Annotated in this window: 25 protein-coding genes; 17 read left to right on the top strand and 8 right to left on the bottom strand. The window is 42.4% G+C overall.

The window, feature by feature from the left end; genetic code table 11:
* Positions 1–200 precede the first annotated feature (200 nt).
* The 5 genes from JKJ11_RS09450 to JKJ11_RS09430 all read right to left on the bottom strand — a co-directional run bounded on the left by JKJ11_RS09450 (position 201) and on the right by JKJ11_RS09430 (position 5,132).
* The gene (locus tag JKJ11_RS09450) at positions 201–503 is read right to left on the bottom strand and encodes a PAAR domain-containing protein (RefSeq protein WP_038230304.1); all 303 of its coding nucleotides are present in this window, start codon (positions 501–503) and stop codon (positions 201–203) included.
* Positions 500–1,084, bottom strand: coding sequence for a DUF6931 family protein (locus tag JKJ11_RS09445; protein WP_252038054.1), 585 nt, complete (start codon positions 1,082–1,084; stop codon positions 500–502). The genes JKJ11_RS09450 and JKJ11_RS09445 overlap by 4 nt, the downstream gene beginning before the upstream one ends.
* On the bottom strand, positions 1,084–3,075 hold the full coding sequence (locus tag JKJ11_RS09440; RefSeq protein ID WP_252038053.1) for a type VI secretion system Vgr family protein: 1,992 nt from the start codon (positions 3,073–3,075) through the stop codon (positions 1,084–1,086). The genes JKJ11_RS09445 and JKJ11_RS09440 overlap by 1 nt, the downstream gene beginning before the upstream one ends.
* Positions 3,076–3,219: 144 nt before the next feature.
* Entirely contained in the window at positions 3,220–4,428 is a 1,209-nt protein-coding gene (locus JKJ11_RS09435; protein WP_006070751.1) for an MFS transporter, read from the bottom strand.
* 173 nt (positions 4,429–4,601) lie between these two features.
* Positions 4,602–5,132 (bottom strand): cytochrome b, encoded by a 531-nt coding sequence (locus JKJ11_RS09430; protein ID WP_252038052.1) that lies wholly within the window; start codon positions 5,130–5,132, stop codon positions 4,602–4,604.
* A 252-nt stretch (positions 5,133–5,384) separates the two neighbouring features.
* Between JKJ11_RS09430 and JKJ11_RS09425 the strand changes: the two genes are divergently transcribed.
* Both JKJ11_RS09425 and JKJ11_RS09420 read left to right on the top strand, forming a co-directional pair.
* Complete coding sequence (locus tag JKJ11_RS09425; RefSeq protein ID WP_252038051.1) at positions 5,385–6,407, top strand: zinc-binding alcohol dehydrogenase family protein; 1,023 nt, start codon at positions 5,385–5,387, stop codon at positions 6,405–6,407.
* Between the two features lie 97 nt (positions 6,408–6,504).
* A complete protein-coding gene (locus JKJ11_RS09420; RefSeq protein WP_006070748.1) occupies positions 6,505–7,428 on the top strand; it encodes a LysR family transcriptional regulator in 924 nt (307 codons plus the stop codon).
* 44 nt (positions 7,429–7,472) lie between these two features.
* Here JKJ11_RS09420 and nfsB read toward each other — a convergent pair whose 3' ends face one another.
* Entirely contained in the window at positions 7,473–8,126 is a 654-nt protein-coding gene (gene nfsB, locus JKJ11_RS09415) for an oxygen-insensitive NAD(P)H nitroreductase (protein WP_006070747.1), read from the bottom strand.
* Between the two features lie 195 nt (positions 8,127–8,321).
* Here nfsB and JKJ11_RS09410 point away from each other — a divergent pair, with 195 nt between their 5' ends.
* The 6 genes from JKJ11_RS09410 to JKJ11_RS09390 all read left to right on the top strand — a co-directional run bounded on the left by JKJ11_RS09410 (position 8,322) and on the right by JKJ11_RS09390 (position 13,728).
* Complete coding sequence (locus JKJ11_RS09410) at positions 8,322–8,693, top strand: DUF333 domain-containing protein (RefSeq protein WP_006070746.1); 372 nt, start codon at positions 8,322–8,324, stop codon at positions 8,691–8,693.
* A 33-nt stretch (positions 8,694–8,726) separates the two neighbouring features.
* On the top strand, positions 8,727–9,905 hold the full coding sequence (locus JKJ11_RS09405; RefSeq protein WP_252038050.1) for an alpha/beta fold hydrolase: 1,179 nt from the start codon (positions 8,727–8,729) through the stop codon (positions 9,903–9,905).
* A gap of 249 nt (positions 9,906–10,154) precedes the next feature.
* A complete protein-coding gene (tnaC, locus tag JKJ11_RS26070; protein WP_081411542.1) occupies positions 10,155–10,229 on the top strand; it encodes a tryptophanase leader peptide in 75 nt (24 codons plus the stop codon).
* Positions 10,230–10,465: 236 nt separating this feature from the next.
* Positions 10,466–11,926 (top strand): tryptophanase, encoded by a 1,461-nt coding sequence (tnaA, locus tag JKJ11_RS09400; protein ID WP_006070744.1) that lies wholly within the window; start codon positions 10,466–10,468, stop codon positions 11,924–11,926.
* Between the two features lie 119 nt (positions 11,927–12,045).
* Entirely contained in the window at positions 12,046–13,260 is a 1,215-nt protein-coding gene (locus JKJ11_RS09395; protein WP_006070743.1) for an aromatic amino acid transporter, read from the top strand.
* Between the two features lie 81 nt (positions 13,261–13,341).
* A complete protein-coding gene (locus JKJ11_RS09390; RefSeq protein ID WP_252038049.1) occupies positions 13,342–13,728 on the top strand; it encodes a Rid family detoxifying hydrolase in 387 nt (128 codons plus the stop codon).
* Positions 13,729–13,846: 118 nt separating this feature from the next.
* Here the strand turns inward: JKJ11_RS09390 and JKJ11_RS09385 are convergent, their stop codons facing one another.
* Positions 13,847–14,068, bottom strand: coding sequence for a hypothetical protein (locus tag JKJ11_RS09385; protein WP_006070741.1), 222 nt, complete (start codon positions 14,066–14,068; stop codon positions 13,847–13,849).
* A gap of 241 nt (positions 14,069–14,309) precedes the next feature.
* Here JKJ11_RS09385 and JKJ11_RS09380 point away from each other — a divergent pair, with 241 nt between their 5' ends.
* Together JKJ11_RS09380 and JKJ11_RS09375 are read left to right on the top strand one after the other, a co-directional pair.
* A complete protein-coding gene (locus JKJ11_RS09380; protein ID WP_200874601.1) occupies positions 14,310–15,083 on the top strand; it encodes a siderophore-interacting protein in 774 nt (257 codons plus the stop codon).
* 328 nt (positions 15,084–15,411) lie between these two features.
* Positions 15,412–16,869: a glyceraldehyde-3-phosphate dehydrogenase gene (locus tag JKJ11_RS09375; protein ID WP_252038048.1), complete on the top strand. Its 1,458-nt coding sequence runs from the start codon at positions 15,412–15,414 to the stop codon at positions 16,867–16,869.
* Positions 16,870–17,037: 168 nt separating this feature from the next.
* On the opposite strand, the gene JKJ11_RS09370 is transcribed toward JKJ11_RS09375, so the two are convergent.
* Entirely contained in the window at positions 17,038–17,928 is an 891-nt protein-coding gene (locus JKJ11_RS09370; protein ID WP_252038047.1) for a LysR family transcriptional regulator, read from the bottom strand.
* Between the two features lie 471 nt (positions 17,929–18,399).
* Here JKJ11_RS09370 and JKJ11_RS09365 point away from each other — a divergent pair, with 471 nt between their 5' ends.
* The 7 genes from JKJ11_RS09365 (at position 18,400) to JKJ11_RS09335 (ending at position 24,411) form a co-directional block, all read left to right on the top strand.
* Positions 18,400–18,615: a Flp family type IVb pilin gene (locus JKJ11_RS09365; RefSeq protein ID WP_088877449.1), complete on the top strand. Its 216-nt coding sequence runs from the start codon at positions 18,400–18,402 to the stop codon at positions 18,613–18,615.
* 170 nt (positions 18,616–18,785) lie between these two features.
* Entirely contained in the window at positions 18,786–19,211 is a 426-nt protein-coding gene (locus tag JKJ11_RS09360) for an A24 family peptidase (RefSeq protein WP_236109833.1), read from the top strand.
* Positions 19,212–19,232: 21 nt separating this feature from the next.
* Positions 19,233–20,057: a Flp pilus assembly protein CpaB gene (gene cpaB, locus JKJ11_RS09355; RefSeq protein ID WP_252038046.1), complete on the top strand. Its 825-nt coding sequence runs from the start codon at positions 19,233–19,235 to the stop codon at positions 20,055–20,057.
* Positions 20,057–21,427 (top strand): type II and III secretion system protein family protein, encoded by a 1,371-nt coding sequence (locus JKJ11_RS09350; RefSeq protein ID WP_252038045.1) that lies wholly within the window; start codon positions 20,057–20,059, stop codon positions 21,425–21,427. Before cpaB ends, JKJ11_RS09350 begins: the two co-directional genes overlap by 1 nt.
* The gene (locus tag JKJ11_RS09345; RefSeq protein WP_252038044.1) at positions 21,424–21,900 is read left to right on the top strand and encodes a hypothetical protein; all 477 of its coding nucleotides are present in this window, start codon (positions 21,424–21,426) and stop codon (positions 21,898–21,900) included. The genes JKJ11_RS09350 and JKJ11_RS09345 overlap by 4 nt, the downstream gene beginning before the upstream one ends.
* Before the next feature lies 1 nt (position 21,901).
* Positions 21,902–23,143, top strand: coding sequence for a CpaE/TadZ family protein (locus JKJ11_RS09340; protein ID WP_252038043.1), 1,242 nt, complete (start codon positions 21,902–21,904; stop codon positions 23,141–23,143).
* Positions 23,140–24,411: a TadA family conjugal transfer-associated ATPase gene (locus JKJ11_RS09335; RefSeq protein WP_006070730.1), complete on the top strand. Its 1,272-nt coding sequence runs from the start codon at positions 23,140–23,142 to the stop codon at positions 24,409–24,411. The genes JKJ11_RS09340 and JKJ11_RS09335 overlap by 4 nt, the downstream gene beginning before the upstream one ends.

Genomic DNA, 24,411 nt, shown 5'->3' with positions numbered 1-24,411 from the left:
GCATATCAAAGCAATTAACAAAACTATTTACTTTTTAAAGTGTCAATAGCTTAACAACATGATTACATTGCTTTAATATTAGAAGCGTTTTTCAGAAAGTCTCGGAAATTTGTGAAATTTCGTCATTTTTTTACTTTTCGGTAGGAATATTGGAACGACGTCACACGCGAACGCTAATTAACTATAATAAAATTAGGGGCTTATCCCCCTATTAGGACTGTGGGCATTCCCGCAACAATGGTACCTCCGTGTGCTGTTGTGTCACCTAATCTAGCTGCTGGCCGATTGCAAATAAGCACTGTCGCACTGCCCTTAATTATGCTGTCCGGTGGCCCTACGCATGTGCACATGTCTCCCATGACTGACGCAGGCATGTTCCCGATTAAAACGGTTGGTACTCCTGGCCCAATTATAGGCCCTCCTACGTGCGGAATAGGGGGCACTGCAGGTGTTTGCATTGGGCAGACATGCATGTCTGTTGAACGAGCTGCTGGCAAAGTCATAACTTTCCTAAGCCTCCATGAGCTATATTGAGAGCGACTGCGATGGATTGTTGATAATAGTCGGCATGCTTGTCCCATTCAGGTATCGCAGCGGCGGTGTTAATAGCCCCAGCGCAGGCTTTGGCGTATAGCTTGGGGTCGGGGAGTACACTGGGGAGTTCAGGTGACACAATACTACCAGCACCGTTCCAAAATACAGCTTGTGCTAACCATGATGGTGCGCACTTTAACTCTAATCGAGTTGCATAGAGTTCGCAGCGCCGCCTTCCCTCTTCACTTGGTTCAAATACCCATTGTTTGCAGTTTGCAAGGCAAGTCTGTTGTGTTTTGTTCCAGTCCGGCATCCGAATTTCAAGGCATAAGTAAGCCCAAAGGATGGCTTCCCTTACCGGTAAAGCGTGTGCAAGAAATTGAACCAGATCGAAATAGAGCTCTTTCTCTTGCAATGCCGCTATAAAATCTTCAATGCTCTGTGACTGAGCTAGTATCTCAGTGAGATCCTCTGAAGCACTAAACAATGGCGTGATTTGCTCAGGGTTTACGTAGGGTATCTTTCGATACTGAAGTTGTTGAGTCATCATTAATTTACCTTCACTATAGCGCCTTTGACTTCAGACATGACAGCACCGTTAATGGATGCCTTCAGGTTTGACTTGAGATCGGCTGAGAGCTTTCCTTGAGCGGTTAAAGTCGTCTGGGCGTCTAATGTCAAGCTCGCCCCTTTTATAGTTCCACTTCCTGAGGCGTCTACAGTTACAGACGCAGCGGATAATTTGGCAGACGTTGAGCCTTTGGCATCCAACGTCATGCCCTGAAGTTTTAGTGCGTTAGAGGCTTTAATTTCGATTGCACTAGATTCAATCTTGATAGAGGAAGAGCTGATGGTGATTTTGCTTGAGCCTACTTTTAGCTCTAGAGAGTCTTCGCCCTCAATGCTGACGGTCTTGGCTTTGCCGCTAAACGCTTTAGCAACGCTCATCGTCATCGCGTCCTCAGCGGTATAGGTAATAGCTTTGGTCGCTTTATAGGCGACTTCACCTTTGATGGTCGTGGTGACGTTGTTTTCTACTTCTAAGGTAAAGTCCTTAGCGGCATGTTGATAAAACAGTTCGTTATCTTTTTTATCATCGAAGTACCACTCATTACTCTGACCTTTAAGCATGGTTTTAATACCAGTTTGAGTAGAGTTTGCTGTCTTATATGGAGGAGCATTCTGACTATTGTATACCGAGCCAGTAATAATTGGCTTATCCGCGTCGCCATTAATGAAAGTGACAAGCACTTCTTGGCCAACTCGTGGGATAAACTGTGTCCCGTAACCTTTCCCCGCCATTAGTTGAGCAACGCGAACATAGCAACTGGTATCATCGCCGCTCGTTTCGTTGTCCCACAAAAATTGGATTTTTACTCTCCCCTGGTCATCCTGACTAATATCACCACTTGTTTTTCCTGCAACTACGGCGTTGTGAACGCCTTGAATTGAAGGTTTGTCAATGACGGTTGGCAAATAGGGAGTGGAATTGGGCACTACAGTGATTTGAGTTTGGCAGTTCGATTGACCGCTTGACTGGCCATCATATTGAACGGTTTGCGAGACTACTAAGTATTCACCCAACTGTGTATTGTCTGTGTGACTGGCTAGTGAAAAGTATTGCCCCACATAAAATGCGTCTACATCACTGGATGCCTGTATTGTACTGTACTGGCTTTCTATCGCTTCCACACGACGTTTGACCAGAGTGGACAGATCGGTCATGTCTCCAGAAACGCTATCGTTAGAAAAATGTGTTGCGGCTAGTTTAGTGTTATTGGCGATTTTATTGCTCGATTTACTTGCTTTACTGGAGAGCAACTTAGATTGACTGTAGTCGTAATCAGTGAGCTCCAAACTCGTTCCGTGAAACTGAAGGTCAGAATGCCAAGATTGAATGAGTGGGTTGCTACCAGAGGGTAGGTTAGCCATATCGAACTTATTGATATCCGCTTTGCTGTATGGTTTCTCCGCGTCTTGTAAGATCAGTTTATGGCTGCTTGATGTGTGTTCAAAGTGAAATTGAATTCCTTCTTGAGCAAGCAACCGACAGACAAAGTCATAATCCGTTTCATTGAACTGTATGCAGTACTCACGTTTGGTACTTGGTAGAGATTTGGCTGTAAATAGGCTTGAGAAACCGGCATCACTAAACACAGAAGAAATGATATCTTTGGTTGATTGGTTTTGGAAAACACGGCTTTTCTTAGAAAAGTTAAGTAACCATAGCCAAGGCCGTAAAGTGATGTTGTAAAACGCATATTGCTGAGTTTCATCGAAACCCGTGCAAACGATCTTTGCGATGTAGCCATGAAAGCTACGCACTAGGCTTTGTGAGCCTGACTCAAAAGTATAGCGATTAAGCGTCATTGTCTGACCGAGTTGATCAGAGGCAGAGAGCCCTTTTGCGACCAGTTGTAGATTGATCTCAAAAGGTTCAAAGAACCGCTCTTGAATTGTCGCATGAGTTACTAGGTACTCATTGTTCTTATAATCTTTGGCAGTGAACTCACTGGTCGATGCCAAGTATAGATCGGCCATTCTGTCTTCCTTGAACTAAGCCTTTGATAATATTCTAAGATTAGCACTAGATACTAAACAGTATAGGTAGTTAAGGAAGAATGTGAGCAATATCAAAGCACAGTATCGAGCTACTGTGCTTTGGGAGTGTAGCGGAAAGGGGCTTTAAGAGGCAGAAATGGTACGTCGGTTTTTCTGGGTAGACAGGGTGAGTAATCCTATACACAAGAGCGCAATGATAATCCCGATTAATGACAAGGTGAATACTGATGCGTAGCCGAATTTATCAATGGATAAGCCAGCAAGCATTGCGCCGACACCAAAACCGCCTGCCATACATAACATCAAAAGACCCTGAGTTAACGCTGGAGAATTAGGACTCAAACGACCTGCGATGGATGGAATGATCATGTCATTCCAAGACATTGCTTGCATGAGTAACACTAACAGTGCGATAGGCACGAAAGCCTGAACATCATTTCCAGCGGTTAACCAAAATAGAGTGCCGACTATTAAATAAATCACTTGAGCGGCATACCAAACTTTAAATGGCCCGCTTCTTTGCATCCATCTTCCGGCCGATTCGAGCATAAAAATGCTGATAATGGCAGAGATAGCCATACCAAGTGCGGAGTTGCCGATATTGACTTGATAAACTTCTTTGATTAGCAAAGGACCAAGTTCCATCAGGTTAGAAGAGAGAAACATTGAGAAGAAGACTGCCAACAAAAAGAGAAACCAAGGTGCTGCACCTTGTTGTGAAGTGGTTTCATTACCTAATTTCTTCTCAGCACCCTCAAAGTAGGATTTATCCGTTTCAATGGATGGAGGAGGGCAAACAGAAACCAAACAAAGCACGATGATGACCAAAGACATAAGTATAAGCAGCTGATCGTCACTTGGCACATTGTAGAAGTCAGCAATAGAAATAAGTAAACCAGTCACAACAACACCAAAGAACTGACATTGATATAAGCTGGCTAGACCCCGGCCTTCATCATTTTGGTTTTTGCTAGACGCGATTACAAAGGTCGGATTCAGTACTAACAATGCGACACTACCAATGCCTATCAGAATACCTACTGTCCAGTAGATCGCTGCGGTTGTCTCAGCGAAGTAAAGAATTAACAGAGCAATAAAATGAATAAACAAGGCCATTCGTTGTAGTAGACGATGACAACAATAACGATCGGCCATCCCACCAATCAACGGTGCTAATAAACCGGCACCTCCAATGAGTGCCATGACTTGGCCTAGTAGTGCGCCACTAGATGTTCTTTCAATGATGATTGGGTTGAGAAGAATCGCAATACCAACCCATTGGACAATACCAAGAGAAGCTTGTGCGAAATGCCACAGTCGAATGCCATTCATGAGTGAGAACCTCTATTAATAATTTACTCATGAATTTTCAAGGAATTGGAAAGAGAAACAAGTAACATACTCCCCGTTACCTTCTCACAATCGAATAATTACGCCCCGTCTTCTAATGACATCAAATGATGAAAGACCAAAACGTGGTGCTTTCATCATTTGAAATTATGTTTTTAGCTTCTGCCTAACATACGTGAGAGTGTGCCATCTTTATCAACGAGTTGGTGTTTTAGGGCTGCCAGAACGTGCAATACAAGTATAGCGATTACAATGTTCACCGATGAGAAGTGAATGGTAGAGCTAATTTGTTGTAGCCATTCGATTTTCTCTCCTGCTGAGATAAGACTTATGCCAAAAAACTCGACCGAACGTCCTCCTCCGATACTCATAGTGATTCCAGATAGCGGCATCATTATTGTAGCTAAAAGCAAAAACCAGTGAACAAAGTGGGCAGATTTCTCTTGCCACTCAGGTAGCTGTTTGATGGAACCGATCATGCCTTCTTTCAGGCGCCAAACTAGCCTGATTGAAGCTGCAAACATCACAAGTACTCCGAGTGATTTATGAAGATTCCTTAGCTCATTTTTGTCTGGGCCATTGGCCATATCGCCGAGATAAAGTCCTATGGCAAGCGTCGCTATAAAGAAAACAGCAGTTAGCCAATGAAACACCATGGTAGGTTTACTAAGTTTGTTGTTGAGCATATTAGTCCATATTTTTGTTGTGGGATTATGGCGATAATTATTCCTTATGCTCTTTTTTTGTTCTAGACGCATATGTGTAAAGTTAAGTAAAGATAAGAATATTTATCATCTGGAGTTTTGAGCTTGTTAGATACATCGGTTTTTATTTGAAAGTGTTTCAAGTCTTTGGTGGTTTTTAGCTTCCTTCTCTCAACCTATAGTTAAGTCATTGAGCAAGAACACTTGCAGCTAGACACTATAGAGGAACACGTTATGACAACAATGATGAAAGCAATCGGTTTTAGTGAATCAAAAACTATCGATGAAGAAAACAGCTTGTATGAGTTTGAAATGGCTATGCCTGAAATCGGCGAATTTGACCTACTTGTAAAAGTTGCGGCCATTTCCGTTAACCCTGCAGATGCAAAAATACGTGTTCGTTCAGCAGTGAATAAAACATTAGAAAGTCCACGTGTTCTGGGTTTTGATGCCGTGGGAGAAGTGGTATCAGTGGGCAGTAAGGTCACCAACTTCACTGAGGGCGATCGAGTATACTATGCTGGTGATGTCACTCGCCCAGGCACCAATGCACAATATCATGCTGTTGATTCAAGAATTGTCGCGAGAGCTCCAAAAGGACTCACTGACGCAGAAGCGGCTGTAGTCCCGTTGACTGCATTAACGGGATGGGAGGCTCTGTTTGATCGTCTTCGTGTAGACCCGTCAGAGCGTAAAACGCTATTAATTATCGGTGGTGCTGGTGGTGTCGGCTCTATTACTACTCAAATTGCAAAACAGCTCACTAACCTAACGGTTATAGCGACAGCATCACGCCCAGAGACCGAAGCTTGGGTAAAAGAGATGGGTGCAGACTATGTGGCCAATCATAGAAACTTGGTCGAATCTGTTCATGACTTAGGGTTTGAGACGGTAGATTATATTTTCAATGTCGCTGACACGGTTGGTCATTGGGATGCGATGGCAGAACTTATTGCACCTCAAGGTATGATCGGTTCAATCGTTGAGTTTGATAGCGGTATTGATCTTAGTAAGCTTCAAGGTAAGTCAGTCGGTTTTGTTTGGGAGCTTATGTTCACACGCTCAATATACAAAACACAGGATATGTACAAACAAGGTGATATCTTAAAACAAGTCGCTAATCTTATTGACTCTGGACGAATTCAATCAACCTTGACCAAAGAGATCAATGGTTTCAATGCAGAGTCATTAAAGCAAGGGCACCGATTGATGGAAAGTGGCGCTATGATCGGTAAGCTTGCCATCAATTTTGATTAAACAATCAGCATGTTAGTTAAAAATACCTCTTCTTTTATGAGTCGAGGTATTTTTTGTATATGATGGAAAAGATTGTAGTGAATATGGTGAAAGTAACATGAAAGCACTGAACGAACTGACTTTGTTTGCCGAAACGGCCAAACAAGGTAGTTTTTCTAAAGTAGCGAATCAAATGGATATGACGCCTGCAGCCGTTAGTGCATCAATAAAGCGTTTAGAAGAGCAAGTTGGCTTCCCGCTGTTTGTTCGAACAACACGAAGATTGAGCTTAACTGGAGAGGGAGAACTATTCCTAGCCAAAGTTAATTGTGCTCTTGCAACTTTGAATGAAGGTGTCGAGGAGATCGCAAATGCTCGTGGCGCGCTAACAGGTAACATTTATGTGTCTGCACCGTCTGACTTTGGGCGAAACTTACTGCTTGATTGGATTAATGAGTTCACTGACTTACATGAAAACGTTACGGTTCGTCTTGAGTTATCTGATCAGTTGGTGGATATGTATAGCAAACCAATTGATGTTGCTATTCGATATGGGGAACTTCCAGATTCCAATATGGTGGCAATACCGTTATGTCCGCAGAATGTTCGAGTGCTTTGTGCTAGCCCAGACTACATTCGTCATCACTCTCCAGTGCTACACCCAAACGATTTGAATCAACATAACTGCATCAGCTTTATGGTGGCGGGCTCAGTACATAACCACTGGCCATTATCCTACGATTCTCAACAAGTTGTTATAGAGACCAAAGGAGCGATATCAGCTAATGATGGTGATGTCGTGAGGCGTTTAGGGTTAAAAGGCAGAGGAATCGTCAATAAGTCGTTAATCGACGCTAGTCAGGACATTATTGAGGGGAAGCTGAGAAAAGTTCTGCCTGACTGGCAAGGTGAGTCAGTGCCGCTTTATATGGTATGTGCTGATAAGAGGCAGTTAAGACCAATTATTCGAGAATTCCAAAAGTTCTTGAAAGAGAAGTGTCAAAGTCAGTTTGACAAGGTTAGTGATATTTTAAATAACTAGCCCTAATCATATAAGGCTAGTTTTTGTTTACCTCGTTTAAATAGTTAACATTCACTGAATAGGTAGTCTGAGCTGTGTCTCGACTTAGGCAGTTTTGCATTGAAGTCCTGCTCACTATGTTTTCCGAGCGGTACGATAACCGAACTACGGTATCCTTGCGCTGCCAAGTTGAATTCTTTATCAAGAACAGTGCTGTCAAACCCTTCGATAGGTACGGCATCAATACCCAGAGTCGAAGCGCCAAGTAGGAGCGTACCTACATTAAGGTACACTTGCTTCTCCATCCAATGCTGAGCATCTTTCAAATCGGAGCGATGCATATCAACGAAGTAGTGTCGGCCATTCTGTTGTCCTAGTTTTGCATCTGGAGTAGCAAAGCGGCCGTCCTTCTCTTCATTTTCTAGCAACAACTGTAAGTAGTTGTCATCAATTTCTGTTCTTGTACAGAATACGATGACATGAGAAGCGTTAAGCACTTTGGGAGCATTGAAACTGTAGCGGTCTTGTGTGGCAGTCGCAACACGCTGTTTGGCCTCGTCAGTACTGGCAATGATAAAGTGCCATGGTTGAGAGTTCACACTGGATGGACTAAATCGGAGGAGTGTTTTAATCGCATCTACCTGCTGGGAAGATAGCTTAAAAGATGGGTCGAATACTTTGGTTGAATAGCGGTTTTTAGCGTTGTCAGCAATGTTCATAAACGTGTCTCTACTTAACGGGAGTTAGCCCGAGGATAGCGAAACCAGCCGCAAGTAAAAACACTGTGGAATTTGATGCAGTTTCAAATATTCTTTGAAGATACTAGAACTTAGATTACCTACACAATATGCGGAAAAGGTTGAAGTTTGATTAGATTCATCTAACTTTATCTAAGGTAAGTAAGAGGAAATAATATGAAAAAGAATAGCTTAAAATACCTTGCTGGTCTTATTGCGGTATCTACGCTGGCATTAGCTGGATGCTCAAACAGCGACCAGGCTAACAAAGAGCAACCTATCGGGATGGCTAATCCTGCCGCAGTATATTGTGAAGAGCATGGTTCTTATGATCTTCAAAGTGGTCAATGTACGTTAAAGTCGGGTGAGATGGTGGACGCCTGGGATTATTACCGAGAAAACCACAAGGAAATGCCAAACGAGGCGGCGAGATATTGTGAATCTACAGGTGGCGTCTATATGCAAGATTCGAGCAAATGTGCGCTCCCAGACGGTAAAGTTATGGATGCCGAAAGCTACTTCAGAGATCATCAATCTACCAGCAGCTAAGTTCGTATTGCTGCTAACAACAAGGACGGTATAGTGCAAAAGAGTAAAGTAACAGGTTTTTTCGTTTTCATCATTGCACTCGTCATTGTTGGTTGTAGTAATCAAATTATCCAACAAGAGCCCGAAATGTATACCAGTTCGGGCTCTATCGCTCCTTATACACAATCCAGTTTTGAACAATATGTCGATGAGACTAGAACTTGGCTTGATGAAACTCGAGTATTTCACGGAGCCGGTTACCAAGTCGAAATGGATGTTGTAAGCCCTTACAGACTGCTACCTGACAATCCGAATGGGGAAGGTATATTACTGGTCCATGGACTGGGGGACTCGCCTTACTCCTTTGTCGATATTGCGCCTTACTTAGCAGAGCATGGCTATTTAGTTCATGTCATGCTGTTACCGGGTCACGGTTCTCGACCAGCTGATCTAATGAACCCAACCAATGAAGACTGGCGTTTGGCGGTGGAACATCAAGTAAACCTGCTGCGTGATGATGTCGACAAAATATGGTTAGGCGGTTTTTCAACAGGCACCAATTTGGTGACTGAATACGCTTTAGCTCATCCGAAAGCAATTCAGGGGCTTGTGCTATTTTCGCCAGCGTTTGCGCCGAAAGACCCACTAGTTTCAATGGCGAGTTTTGCGCGTCATTTTGTCGATTGGGTAAGTGTCGAGAAGGAGCAGAACTTTACTCGCTATGATTCACTGGCAATGAATGGGGCGGCGCTGTACTACCAAACTGCGGTTGATGTTCAAGACGCGCTAAAAGAGAAACCTTTTGAATTGCCTGCACTACTGTTAGTGACGGAAACAGATGAGTTAATAAACTCCAAAGTTATATACGATCTCTTTAAAACCCGTTTTAGTAACGAGAATAGTTCACTTATTTGGTTTGGTGAACAGAACTACTCAGATCCGCGCTTCGTGCAATTTAGTATGAAACTGCCAGATTCTAACATACAGAGTGGTTCACACATTTCTGTCTTGTATCGCGACGATAATATCTTGTATGGACGTAGAGGGTGGATGAGACAATGCGGTGGCTCTCAAGAAGGAGAGGTCTATATGGTCGACTGCGCTAAGATGCCAACTTTGTCTTACTCAGCTTGGGGATTGTTTAATGAAGATACCATCAGCGCGAGATTGAGTTGGAATCCTTACTTTGAACCTATGATGGTACGAGTTATCGAATTTATGACTCAAGAATAGTGATATTTATAGATTTATTTTTATTAATGGCTCGAAGTGTTTTTATTAACTAGTACGCTGTGTTGATCGTCGTCAAAAATAAACTTTATTAAACAGCCGTATATCCTGCATAATCAACTTTTTTGTTAGCGACTTCTCAAATTATATTCTATAGTAATGACATATACGGTTAATTATAGATAATTAACTTAGTTACTTTGGAATATACCTCACTCAGCAAGGTATTGAACATCTCAAGTAGGTAAACAAATGGAAAAGTTCAACATCACAAGTATCTGGATTACTCTAGATTACAAAATCGCTTTCTTCTTCCCTTCGAGATAACCCTGTCTCTCGCACTGTCCAGTGCGCATAGCCTATGTGCAGCTATACCTAACGAATTGATATGCAATAGAGTGCATTTTTGTGATGGTTTAAATATGTTCATAGATTAAATATAGAAACAAATTAAATCGTATCTGGATATATATTCTGGATAGGGTTCTCTTTAATTATATTTCTTGTCTTGCTGTTGGTTAATTAAATATTAGATAAGAAATAAATATATTAGGTAAATTAAAATGGAAAACTTCAAACATCTACCAGAACCGTTCCGTATTCGCGTTGTTGAGCCAGTAAAACGTACTACGCGTGAGTACCGTGAAGAAGCAATTATTAAAGCGGGTATGAACCCATTCCTACTAGATAGTGAAGATGTATTTATTGATCTACTAACAGACAGTGGTACAGGTTCAATTACTCAAGATATGCAAGCAGCAATGCTACGCGGTGATGAAGCATACAGTGGTAGCCGCAGCTATTACGCTTTAGCTAACGCAGTAAAAGACATCTTTGGTTATGAACTGACCATTCCGACTCACCAAGGTCGTGGTGCTGAACAGATCTACATCCCAGTACTAATTAAAAAGCGTGAAAAAGAGAAAGGTTTGGACCGTTCAAAGATGGTAGCACTGTCTAACTACTTCTTTGATACTACACAAGGTCACACTCAAGTGAACTGCTGCGTAGCTAAGAACGTTTATACAAAAGACGCGTTTGATACAGCAGTAAATGCAGACTTTAAAGGTAACTTTGACTTAGAGAAGCTAGAAGAAGCTATCATTGAAGCTGGCCCAGCTAACGTGCCTTACATCGTAAGTACTATCACGTGTAACTCTGCGGGTGGTCAGCCAGTCTCTATCGCGAACTTAAAAGCGGTATATGAAATCGCACAAAAATACGATATTCCGGTCATTATGGACTCTGCTCGCTATGCTGAAAACGCATACTTTGTCCAGCAACGTGAACCTGGATATAAAGATTGGACTATCGAAGAGATCACTCGTGAGTCATACAAGTATGCTGATGGCCTAGCAATGTCTGCGAAGAAAGACGCAATGGTTCAAATGGGCGGCTTATTGTGCTTCAAAGATGAATCTTTCATGGATGTATATACTGACTGTCGTACTCTATGTGTGGTTCAAGAAGGTTTCCCTACATACGGTGGCCTAGAAGGTGGCGCAATGGAGCGTCTAGCAGTAGGTCTTTACGACGGTATGCGTCAAGACTGGTTAGAGTACCGCATTAACCAAATCCAATACCTAGTCGATGGCCTAGAAGCTATAGGCGTCGTCTGTCAGCAAGCGGGTGGTCACGCTGCGTTCGTTGATGCAGGTAAATTGCTACCTCATATTCCAGCAGACCAATTCCCTGCACACGCTCTTGCTTGTGAGCTTTATAAAGTAGCTGGCATTCGTGCAGTGGAAATCGGTTCACTACTTCTAGGTCGTGATCCTGCAACTGGCAAACAGCATCCATGTCCAGCTGAATTGCTTCGCTTAACAATTCCACGTGCTACTTATACTCAAACGCATATGGATTACGTTATTGAAGCATTTGAGAAAGTGAAAGAGAACGCGCATAAAGTGAAAGGATTGGATTTCACTTATGAGCCTGAAGTTTTACGTCACTTTACTGCTCGATTAAAAGAAGTTGAACCCGTAGTTAATCCAGCAGAAGCGAAAGTGCTCGAAGAAGCATAACCACTTCAGAGCGCAGTCATTTGGCTGCGCTCTTTTTCTCTAGCAATACAAAAAATAAAAGCAGAGAAGTAGGGGGAATCTCCCTAATCTAATAACGTGAATTTGATGAGAACAGAATGATGAAAAAGAATCCGTCTCTGATAGGTGGTGCCTGTATTATAGCGAGTGTCTGTGTAGGCGCTGGTATGTTGGGACTACCAAGTGCAGGTGCTGGCGCCTGGACTATTTGGTCGATGTTGGCCATCGCAATAACTATGGTGGTCATGACAATTTCTGGTTGGATGCTATTAGAAGCATTCAAACACTACGAATTAAAAGTGTCTTTTGACACAGTTACAAAGGACTTATTAGGCGATAAGATTAATCTTATTAACAACATTACAGTGTATTTCGTGGGTGGTATTTTACTCTACGCATACATCACTTCTTCAGGACTTATATTACAGGATGTACTCGGTCTTAATGCTAAAATCGCATCCGTTCTTTTTGTCTTGATTTTTTCTGCGTTTGTTTGGCATTCAACCCGTGCGGTAGACCGAATTTCGGTTGTGCTAATTGCTTTCATGATTCTAAGCTTTGTGTTTGGTGTATCAGGCTTGGCTGTGAAAGTAAATATGGCGGTACTTTTCGATACCATTAGTGAAGAGAATGCTTATGCGCCATACGCCATGGCAATGTTGCCTGTAGCACTGACCTCATTTGGATACCATCACTCAGTGTCTTCAATGCGCGCTTATTACGGTGAAGAGACAAAAGCCAAATACGCCATTCTAGGCGGTACTGTTATCGCACTTAGTCTTTATTTCCTATGGCTATTTAGTATTTTCGGCAATCTTCCTAGAGCAAACTTCGGCCCAGTTATCGAGCAGGGTGGTAATGTAGATGCATTGCTAAAAGCTCTTGGCTCAGTAATTGAGTCAGATAAAGTCGCGAACGCAATCAATACTTTCTCAATGGCAGCAATTTTGTCTTCATTTATTGGTGTTGGTCTGGGTGTTTTTGATTTCCTTGCAGACTTCTTTAAGTTCGAAGATACAAAACAAGGTCGCACCAAAACGTGGCTCGTTACCTTCCTACCGCCACTTGTTATGTCTCTACTATTCCCATTTGGTTTCGTGATCGCTATTGGCTACGCGGGTGCTGCGGCAACGGTATGGGCATGTATCATCCCGGCATTATTGGCGAAGAAAACACGCGAAGTGCATGCAGGCGCTGATGGATTTAAAGCACCTGGTGGTCAGGTGATGATTACTCTAGTGATTACTTTTGGTGTCCTGACTGCGGTGTTCCACATCCTTTCTATGATGGGTCTGTTGCCGACATTTGTTGGCTAAACCTTAAACAACTATTCGCAGCTAGCTTGTGCTTGCAAAAGACGAGCTAGCTTAACCAGATAAAAACAAGAGGAGACAACTATGACTGCAATAGCTACAAATAACGCACCAGCTGCTATTGGCCCTTATGTTCAAGGCGTTACATTTGGTGATATGGTTATTACTTCAGGGCAGTTGCCAATTGACCCCGAAACTAAGGCAATGGTTGAAGATGTGGCAGAGCAGGCAACTCAGTCATTAACCAATGCATTAGCGATCGTCAAGAAAGCTGGCTTGGAAGCAAGTAATATTGTAAAAACGACAGTGTTTGTCAAAGACCTCAACGATTTTGCTTTAGTCAATGCAGCTTATGAAGCGTTCTTTAACGCTCACAATGCTCCTTTCCCCGCAAGGTCTTGTGTAGAAGTCGCGCGTCTTCCTATGGATGCAAAAGTAGAGATCGAGGTAATAGCGGTTAGAAAAGGCTAGTGATGTAAGAAATAAGCTCTGGGGGCGCCGCTAGATCATGGCGCCTCATAGTGAGCTTTTCTGCTCAGTCCCAAATTTTCAGATTAGATTAATCATGTGGTTGAGTGAAGCGAATATGTTATTTGCTCTGCCAAGTTTTACTGATCCATCCCCCTATGCTCTCATCAAAGTAATTTCCACTGAATTCTTGTTTATATTCAACGACATTATCCGCTTGTGGCCTTTCATCTAATAGATGGTTGATGTAGACCGCCATAGGATCATCGAACTGGTCGCGGCGTTTTTTCTCAGCTACTTCCTTGATGATTTGCATGCGATATGCCTTGCTCATTTTCTTCATGTTTTACCTCCTTTGCCGTGAGCGGTTTATCAAACATAGGAGTAAATTTGAAGCTGGTCAAATAATGAGCAGTGTTTTATGGCATTCCATATGAAATGATGTTATCTGCGAAATTTGGGAGGTGTTCGAGCTTATGAAACTTATTAGTTAAAGATCGTAAAGTGTAAAGCAACGAAAATAGAGCGTAACAATTGGAATTGTTATGATAGACTTAAATGAAAACAATAATCATTAAGAGAAAATCATGAAAAAGCCACGTCCTAAGACTCTCAAAGTCACTAAAGTGCATCCACTTTCTCCTAACATGCTACGTATTTCTTTTTATTCAGAAGAACTGAAGGCCTTTCCATCGGATAGTGTCGGTGGCTATATTAAGTTCTTGTTTAATGAATATGGTGGTACAGATATCACCGGGCTTTCGGAAGATAATCGCCCCAAGTTACGTACCTATACCATAAGAAGCCTTAATGTCGAGTCAGGTGAAATGGATGTCGATTTCGTCACTCATATTACTGAAGACAAGTTGTGTGGATTTGGTGCACGCTGGGCAAGTTCTGCGAAAGAGGGCGATATGATATCCATCATGGGGCCAGGGACTCTTCAAGATGTTGATACTAGTAAAGACTGGTTTTTCTTCAATGCTGACATGACTTCTTTACCAGCGTTGGCGGTTAAGCTAAAAATGCTCCCAAGCGATGCAAAAGGATATGCTGTGATTCAAATAGAAGACAGTGCGGATGAACAAATATTGGAGGTCCCAGAGGGCATCAGACTGATTTGGACCACTGACTCTCTGTCTAAAACATCAGAGGACTTAGATTGGTTAACAGGTTCACCTTTCGTTTGGTGTGCTTGTGAGTTTGATGAAATGAGAGCACTTCGCCGTTATTTCCGCAACGAAAAAGAAATTCCAAGACAAGACATCTATATCAGTAGCTATTGGAAGCGAGGGGTGGCAGAAGATGGTCACAAAGTGATTAAAAAGCAAGATCACGAAGAGTTTGAGTCCAACTAGCCACCATATTCCCTAGTGACGTGTTAATGATAGGAATGGTGTTGAGTTAGCCATTCCTTTTCTTGATTGAATGCGAAAAATAAGCTCGACCTAAGTCAGGTTCTTTTACGACTAAGGTTGGTATCATATCCTGCATTAATTCTACTTAAGTCACACTTTTCCTTATATATTCTGTCAATTATTTTTCCTAGCAGATTAAGTCTCTGTTTGTTACACTTCCGCGCATAAAAAATAACAACACAATTACATCCCCCAAACAGCTCCTTATTTCTTGTACCCTACATTCAAGAGTAACGAGCCTTTAACTTATAGAGGTCCCCCAGTTACTATGAGTAATAGCAACATCTCGCAAACTGAAATTCACCAGAATCAGTGGCAACTAAACCAAACACTCGCTGAGTCCATGCTACCTATCTTAGGTCGACTGTACAGAGAGAAGGGCGTTGAAATACTGTTGTTCGGCAAAACTCTCGTCAATGCAACGACCATCGACATTATTAAAACTCATCGCGTATCACGACACTATTCTCCTCAAGCCATCAACATTGTTCAAACTGCTCCTCTCATCGAAAAACTGTCTCAATTAAACCTGTCTCCATGCTGCATCGATATCGGCCAACTAGCTCAACAGTATTGGGCGAATAACGATAATGAACAAAACATCGATGATTTCTTAATGACAGCGCTAGTTGAGAGTATAGAAAGCAATGGGGCACTTGAGTCTCGTGATGTTGTCTTATATGGCTTTGGTCGTATTGGTCGTCTACTAACTCGTATCTTGGTCGAGAAAAGTGGCCCAGGTTACCCACTGACTCTTAGAGCGATTGTAGTTCGTGGAGGTCGTGAAGGTGACTTACAAAAACGTGCTAGCCTTTTGCGTCGTGACTCCGTGCATGGCCAGTTCAATGGCAGCATAGTAGTTGATGAAGAGAATAAAGCGCTGATTGTTAACGGTAATTATATTCAAATTATCTATGCCAACAGCCCTGCTGACGTGGACTATACCGAATACGGAATCAACAATGCACTGGTTGTTGATAATACTGGCGTTTGGCGTGATGCTGAAGGTTTAGGTCAGCACGTAGCGTGCAATGGCGCAAATAAAGTGTTACTGACTGCTCCGGGTAAGGGTGACATTAAAAATATCGTATTTGGTGTGAACCATGAGTCGATTTTGGAGGACGATATTATTGTATCGGCAGCGAGCTGTACGACCAACGCGATTACTCCGACTTTAAAAGCGGTCAATGATAAGTATGGCATTATTTCAGGCCACATTGAGACGGTTCACTCATACACGAATGATCAAAACCTTATTGATAACTATCATAAAGGTGACCGTCGCGGACGTTCTGCTTCTTTGAATATGGTTTTAACATCAACGGGTGCAGCAAAAGCCGTTGCTAAAGCGCTTCCGGAGCTGGCAGGCAAACTAAGTGGTAACGCTATTCGTGTCCCAACACCTAATGTCTCGATGGCGGTGGCTAACTTAAATCTTGAAAAAGAAACCTCAAAAGATGAGCTTAATGCGTACTTGCGTGAAATCTCTCTTACCTCATCTCTATCGGCACAAATAGACTATACCGATTCAACAGAGATTGTTTCGACCGATTTAGTTGGTGCTCGTCATCCAGGTATCGTAGACGGCCAAGCGACAATCGCACAAGATAATCGCTGCGTATTGTACATCTGGTACGACAATGAATTTGGCTACAGTTGCCAAGTTGTACATTGCATGGAACAGATGATGGGCGTGAAATACAAAACCTACCCAGCTGTTGTGTAAATCCGACATCCACTGCTAGATATTGCCGTCATCGCTAGGTGACGGCTTTTTTATGCCTAAAGCTTTATCTTTGCCGTGACTCTAAGGCTTGAGGGAACAATGCGTAATTATCTCACTCTGGGCACGCTACGCTGCTGACCTGAGTGTGATGTATACTGAGCGCAGGACCTATTGGGCTAAATCTGCAATGAATGATTGTTTTCTACTTACACTAGTTTGCAGTTTTCCTTTGATCCATTGATTAAACAAACTGAAGTCAGAATGTACCGGCCAGAAAAGGGAGGCAACGACTTTTTTGCCAAAGAAATCGGGGTGGTCGGTAATTACTTTTAGTTTGCTGTCTTTCATGTTTTTGTCGATAAGGAACTCAGGCAAAAATGCAATGCCACGTTGAGCTTTGCACAGATCGATAATAGTTCCTAAGTCATCTAGCCTCCATAGGTTGTATGAGGCTATATTTGAGAGATTGAGTAACTCCTCAATGCCATCCATTAACAGCACTCGTTGGGCGGGATGACTTTTAACGGATTTTAAGTCTTCATGAGCGACCCACCAACAGTTAACGTGAAATAGTTCGTCTATGTTAAAGTCATTATCAGTCTTGTGATAAGGGTTCCCTAACGCAAGATCTATTTTCCCCTCATTAATGTAGTTCCCTAAAACGAAACTTGGTTTAGTAACAACGACCAAATCGACGTTGGGAAATGCTTCAGAGAAGTCCAACAGTGTTTTCTTCACTTCTTTATTGAACACTAAAGGATCAATACCCACACGGTAGACAATTTGCTCTGATATATTCATTTGCTTCGCAGTTGTGATCAACTCACGATACTTCGACACAACAGGTGTCGATAAATGGAACAGGCGTTTCCCTTTTTCAGTTAACCAGACTTTAGAGTGTTGTCTATTAAATAAATTGAAGCCTAAGTCTGACTCTAGATTCTGAACAGCAGTGCTAACAGTAGATTGGGATTTACCAAGCTTACGAGCAGCGGAGCTAAATGAACCTTCGTCAACTACAGCTACGAACGAAACAATATTTTCGAATTGTAGTTTCATGATTCAACCAACCTTTATAAAGCAAGCAGATTATAATTATGTAAATTGTATATTTGCAACACAATAGCGTGATGATACTAGTATTTCAACTCGTTTTATAAAGCATTAGTAATTAATAATATTAACTTCTGGGTGGATATATTCCTATATTGCATAAATTATCATCGCATCTATCTCTTTTTGTGCTAAGAATAATTATAGCTAACAATAAAGTAATGGCTCTATTAATGATCTATATCTCACAGTATGAAATATGTTATCTGTACTTAAATGTGTAATAAAAGTATAACATTTCTTCTTAAGTATATGTTATATAAGTGTTTGTATGATTTTTGTGTTGTTGTTTGATTTCTCATTTTGAACATTGTTTGTTAAGCCTATCGACTGTATCGATAGGGGGTATTTTTCGTTGAATGTAAGTATTAATTAGAATGAGCAAGCTTTTGTAAATCGACCTTAAAGGAAGTTAAAATGATTACCAAACTATATGTAAAAACAAGCTTGTTTTTATCACAATTTAAAAATGACCAACGCGGTGTAACTGCAATTGAGTATGGACTTATTGGTGTAGCTATGGCTGTTGCGTTGAGCGTTGCGCTAAGCACTTCGGGCTCTGACGGTTTTATCAATGAACTAAAACAAGCCTTTACTAAGATTGGTGACACGATCGAAACATCTACTCAGTAATCGTAAATACTTACATTAACCTTATGTGGGTTATTGTAGACAATATCTCTAGATATCTACGCCAGACCTATGATTTTCATTGGTCTGGCGCGAGTTATTAAGTATATCTAGGGTGTATCGGTTGATGTAAAACTCACTAAATAAAAAAGAATAGTAGCTCGAGTAATACAATGTATTTATTGGTATTGGCAATAATGTGTTTAGTAATCACTATTACTGATTTTCGTTACAGAACAATACATAACTCCATATTGATCGTATTGCTCCTAGTGCAGTGTTTTTTGTCACCGACGGATATTCATATAACGACCTTTTTGTTGGTGTTAAGTATGGGGCTGTTAATTTATGCTCTTATATGGATTGGTGCAGGTGATATTAAATACGCTGCTATTTTGTCACTGACGATTCCGCTTAATCTTCTACCTTGGGCATATGTTATTACGGGCTTTGTTGGGGGGATTATTGCGGTAATCTACTGGTTAAGCCAAAAATTATTAAGCAACCCATATCATAGCCAAGAAGGTATCCCTTATGGGATAGCAATTAGTGTCGGATTTTATTTAGTCATTTTTACACAAAGTGCGCTGCATATTTAAATCTCGAAGAGTGGGAAAATTATGAGATCTCGACTGGTATTACTTGTCGCTGTTGTAGCGTTGGTAGTAGGGGCGTTAGGCGTTGTCGACTTATTCAAAAGTAAACCTCAACCGACTACTGTCACTGAAGTGACGGAAAACAAAGATGAAGAGCATGTTGCTGTTTGGATGACCACAGAATCATACGAAAAGGGTCATGCAATCACTGCTCAAGGGGTGGTTAAAAAGCAACTACCTTTAAGTGAGGCACTAAGCCTTGGTGTTCGAGAGGACGCGAAAATTAGTTTTTCACCATCTGTGCTATTAAACCGAAGTCTTACACCGGGGGCGATCGTTCTGCCCGAATATCAAGTTTCCCCAGGACAATCGGGTTATATCGACTTGCTTGTTACTGAGGGAATGACGTTATATCCACTCGAAGTAAGTGATAAAAACCTTATCAATGATTACATTCGCCCTGGTTCGTTCATTGATGTTCTAACCGTGAGTTCGCCTAACGATAACTTAGCTGGAAATGTTGATAAGCCAAAACGCTTCAGAGGAGTGAAAGCCTCAATGTTTCTCAAACATGTCAAAGTACTTAACGTGGGTGATGACAAAGGTGATAACAGCTCTGTTACCGCTCGGTCTCCCACCAAGGAAAATGGGCTTACTACCGTGGTGATCGAAGTAAAGCCTGACGATTTAGCAAAGCTTGCGCTAGCGCAACGAACCATGCATATCGAAATCTATCGAAGCCAAACCTATAAGCAGCCGGAATACGCTGAAGTACGTAACATTATTGACAACTATACAGGAATTGAAGAGTTACGTGGTAACGAAACGAATCCGAGAGAGGCCTTGTAATGATCATGCAACACCGACTCAAGCAAGCACTGTGGATTTACATTACATCCTTGCTCATAGGCTTACTTTGGGTGAAACACGCTTACGCAGCGGATCGCTCAATTACTCTTAACGATGGCCAGCATATTCAATTGAAGATGCCTATTGGTAAGGTTTTTATAAGTAATCCTGCCATCGCAGACTACAAAATTATCAATGACAACACGCTTGTGGTGTTTGCCAATGGTGTCGGGCAATCAAGGCTTATTGTCTACGGGACAAACAATGATGTTCTGCTTTCAGACCGCATTATTGTTGATCTCGATTTAACCGAGGTACGCCGTCAGCTTAAGTTTCACTTTCCCGACGCGAAGGTCAAGGTTCAGTCGGTAGGTGAGCAGGTTGCGGTGAGTGGTGTTGTGGACTCGGAGCAAACTCGAGACGATATCTACCGCCTAGTGGCAACGCTTCTTGGACGTGAAAAAATTGAGAAGTGGGATAAAACGGAAAAGTTGGAATTTAAATCTGAACATATGGAACGTAAAGAGCCGGAAAGTATGGTCTTTGCCCGCAATATGACTTGGGAAGGGATTCTTGAACGTATTGAGGTCGCCACAACTCAACAGGTTAACGTCAAAATATCCGTTGCTCAGGTAACGGAGTCGTTTGGTAAAACGGTCGGTGTAGACTGGAGCTCAGTAGGCTCAAGTGTGGGAGAGTTCGTCTTTGACCAATTTGATGCCGCAAATCTTAGTACGCTCATCACTGCATTAGGTAATGACAGCATTGCAGAAGTGCTAGCAGAACCGAATCTAACCGTATTGTCTGGAGAGTCTGCGAGTTTTCTCGTTGGTGGAGAAGTTCCCGTAATAGTGTCAACAAGCAACAACGTGAACATTACGTTTAAAGAGTTTGGTATCAAGCTCGATCTAACCGCAAAGGTGCTCAGCCAAGACAAAATTCGTATGCAGCTTTCTCCAGAAGTTAGTGAAGTGGAAAGTTATGTTGAAGCGGCCGGTGTCAAGGTACCTCAATTAGCGTCCAGACGTGCTATGACTACGGTTGAGTTAGCGGACGGTGATAGCTTCATTTTAGGTGGGCTGATGAGTAGTAGTGACCTAGAAAAAATGCAGAAAATTCCATTTATCGGTGATGTGCCTGTACTCGGAGCTGCGTTTCGAAAAGCAACCACTCAACGAAAACGAACCGAACTTATCATTGTTGCTACCGTGAACTTGGTAGAGCCTATGAAACCAAAGGATATCCAACTGCCATACATTAAGAAAACCTCTACCTTGTCGCGTTGGCTAAATGTTGACTCAGATGGAAAACCTGTAGCGTCCTCAGATGCCACTATTCGTCTGTTATCGCAAGGAGGATTCATTCAATGAAGAAGCTAATCATAATTGTTTTCCTTGTTTCAACTTTATTAGGCTGTGCTTCCGAACGCTACTTTCGTGGGAATGGTGCAGAGGCTATTACCTATCAAGAACATCATAGCTTCGACTTTGCAATTAAGAATTATGATGAAACGGCTAAGCAAATTAGCGCATTGGTAAAGGACATTGAGTCGACCGATAAAGAGGCGACTTACGTTATCGACTATAAGAACACTCGCAGCAAAAAGATGTTAGAGAAGATCTTTGACCAGTATCCGTCTCACAAAGTCGCACCGCAACGAGTGGAGTTCAAACACGTTCACACCATGCGTAATGATCTCAATATTCAAGTCACATTAACTCGACTGAAAACGCAACAATGCGCACCCGCGCAGATACAACACCAGATTGGACAGCCTGACTGTTTTGTTGAGTCAATGCGTTTGAAGCAAGTGTCCTACAAGTCTCGATTGGTAGGAGAATAAAATGTTTGACCTTACTAAAGCACTAACCACAAAGGCAAAGCCGGTTCCGAAAACACCAACAGGGGTCGCGGGTTGTACATTGTTTTATCAATCGCAGGAGTGTTTGAGTCTTCTACAGGAAGTGTTCCGATTTGAAGGCTGGAATGATCCAGCATGTGTGAAAACCACGGCGGGACTGACGAAATTAACTGAGCAGCAAAGTAGTCACATCGTTATTCTTGAGCTTAATGAATCGAATAATGTCGTCGAAGATGCTAGAGCGTTTGCTAGCAAGCTGCCTACTCATAAAGGTGTGATAGTTATTGGTAAAGAAGATGCTATCTCTACTTTACGTTCACTTAAAGACATGGGCTTTTACTACGTTTTTTGGCCAGTGAACAAGCAAGAATTTGCTGATTTTTTAACTCACGTGAGCAAGAACCTCAAAACCTTTTCTGGGGTTAGTCAAAAGCGAAAAGCTAAGCGCGTGGCTGTAGTCGGCTCCAAAGGTGGTGTAGGCGCATCATTTTTGGCGACAGAACTGAGTTCTCTACTTTCTACTCATGGGACCGACACCATCCTTGTGGACCACCAATACTCCGGTACCAATATAGATGTTTTGCTCGCTCTCAAGGATTTTAAGCCTCGAGCGATTGACGAGTTTACCGCACCTTTGCATGAGATGGATGAAGAGGGGGCGCTAAGTTATCTGTTTAGTGCTAGAAAAAACCTGCGCTTGTTGGCCATTGATGGTGATATGAATCAAAACGATATTCTCACCTACAACCAGACGCTTTGTGAGTTACTAGCACGAAATACCAACTTTATTATCGAAGACTTCTCCGGAAGCGTCGATTTTAAAGTGGAACCTCAGTTGCTTGTTGAAAACTTTGACGTCGTCGTATTGGTACTAGACGCCTCGGTATCATCGGTCCGTAGTGCAAAGCGACTGTTTGAGAAAGTCGCTAACTTACAACTCACGCTATCTTCGCGTACGCGCGTTATTACGGTGGTGAACTATCATCGACCTGAAAATGCATATGTGTTGCAAAGGCCAGATCTTAAGAAATATTTAGGAGCGGATATCGACTTGGAAGTGGCCTACTGTAAGTCATTGTCTCACATCATTATTGACGGCAAACGTGGACACAAACACGACCGCCACATCAGTCGTTCGATAGAACAACTGGTGAAACTAATTAATGGTCAGCCAGTGGATACTAAAAGCATGGGCTCTTGGTTAAAGAAGGTGCGCGCTAAATGAGTTCTAACAAAGACTTATATCTCGCATTTCGTGGTCAGATTTTTGAAGCCTTGGACGCAGAAGCGGTTCAGAAAATGAGTCGTCGAGACCTAGAGTCTCAGATACAAAGTGCTGTGGATCTTCTTGCTAATAGCTATCAAAGGCCTATCACATCCATGATGAAGTCAGGCTTAGTAAAGAGCTTAATGGATGAGTTGTTTGGCCTAGGTCCTTTGCAACCTTTGGTAGAGGATCAGTCGATTACCGACATTATGGTGAACGGTCCTAATAACATCTTTTTTGAAAGACACGGCAAAGTGCAAAAGTCTGAGGTGACGTTTGTCAACGAAGAGCAGGTGTTGGCAATTGCAAAACGTATTGCATCGCGTGTCGGGCGTCGCGTTGATGAACTTTCTCCTACGGTCGATGCCAGGCTAGAAGATGGCAGTCGTGTAAACATTGTTATTCCTCCAATTGCACTAGACGGCACGTCTATTTCAATACGTAAATTCCGCGAGCAGAACATTGGTTTTGAGGATTTGATTGGTTTTGGCTCTATGTCTTTAGACATGGCGCGGGTGTTGATGATTGCTTCTCGTTGTCGAATCAATGTGTTGATTTCTGGTGGTACGGGCTCAGGCAAAACTACCTTACTCAATGCCTTGTCTCAGTACATTGCCGAAGATGAACGCATTATAACCATAGAAGATGCCGCTGAACTGCGCCTTCAACAGCCTAACTTAGTTCGATTGGAAACAAGAACTTCGAGTATTGAGCAAACCGGAGCCGTCACGCAACGCGACTTGGTGATCAACGCACTTCGTATGAGACCAGATCGTATTATTCTCGGTGAGTGTCGTGGCTCGGAAGCGTTTGAAATGCTACAAGCGATGAACACGGGACACGACGGTTCGATGTCAACGTTGCACGCCAACACACCACGCGATGCTATTGCTCGTGTTGAATCCATGGTCATGATGGCGAACTTAAATCAGCCTTTGGATGCTATTAGGAGAACCATAGTCAGTGCGGTTCAAATGGTGGTACAGGTTAACCGTTTACGTGACGGTTCCCGTAAAGTTACCAGCATTTCAGAGATTGTCGGGCTTGAAGGCGACAGCGTGGTGATGGAGGAAATCTACCGCTTTCGCTATGACGATGCGCATTACGGCGAGGCAGTGAAGGGTGATTTCGTCACTAACGGTATCATGCAGCGCTCGGAACTGGTGAAAAAAGCACAGTTTTTCGGCTTATATGATGACTTAATGGCATCGTTTAAGGGGCTATAA

The organism is Vibrio sp. SCSIO 43133, from assembly GCF_023716845.1.
Classification (GTDB): Bacteria; Pseudomonadota; Gammaproteobacteria; order Enterobacterales; family Vibrionaceae; genus Vibrio; species Vibrio mediterranei.
The sequence above is the reverse complement of the archived record's forward strand: the minus strand, read 5'-3'. Positions and strand labels throughout refer to the sequence as shown.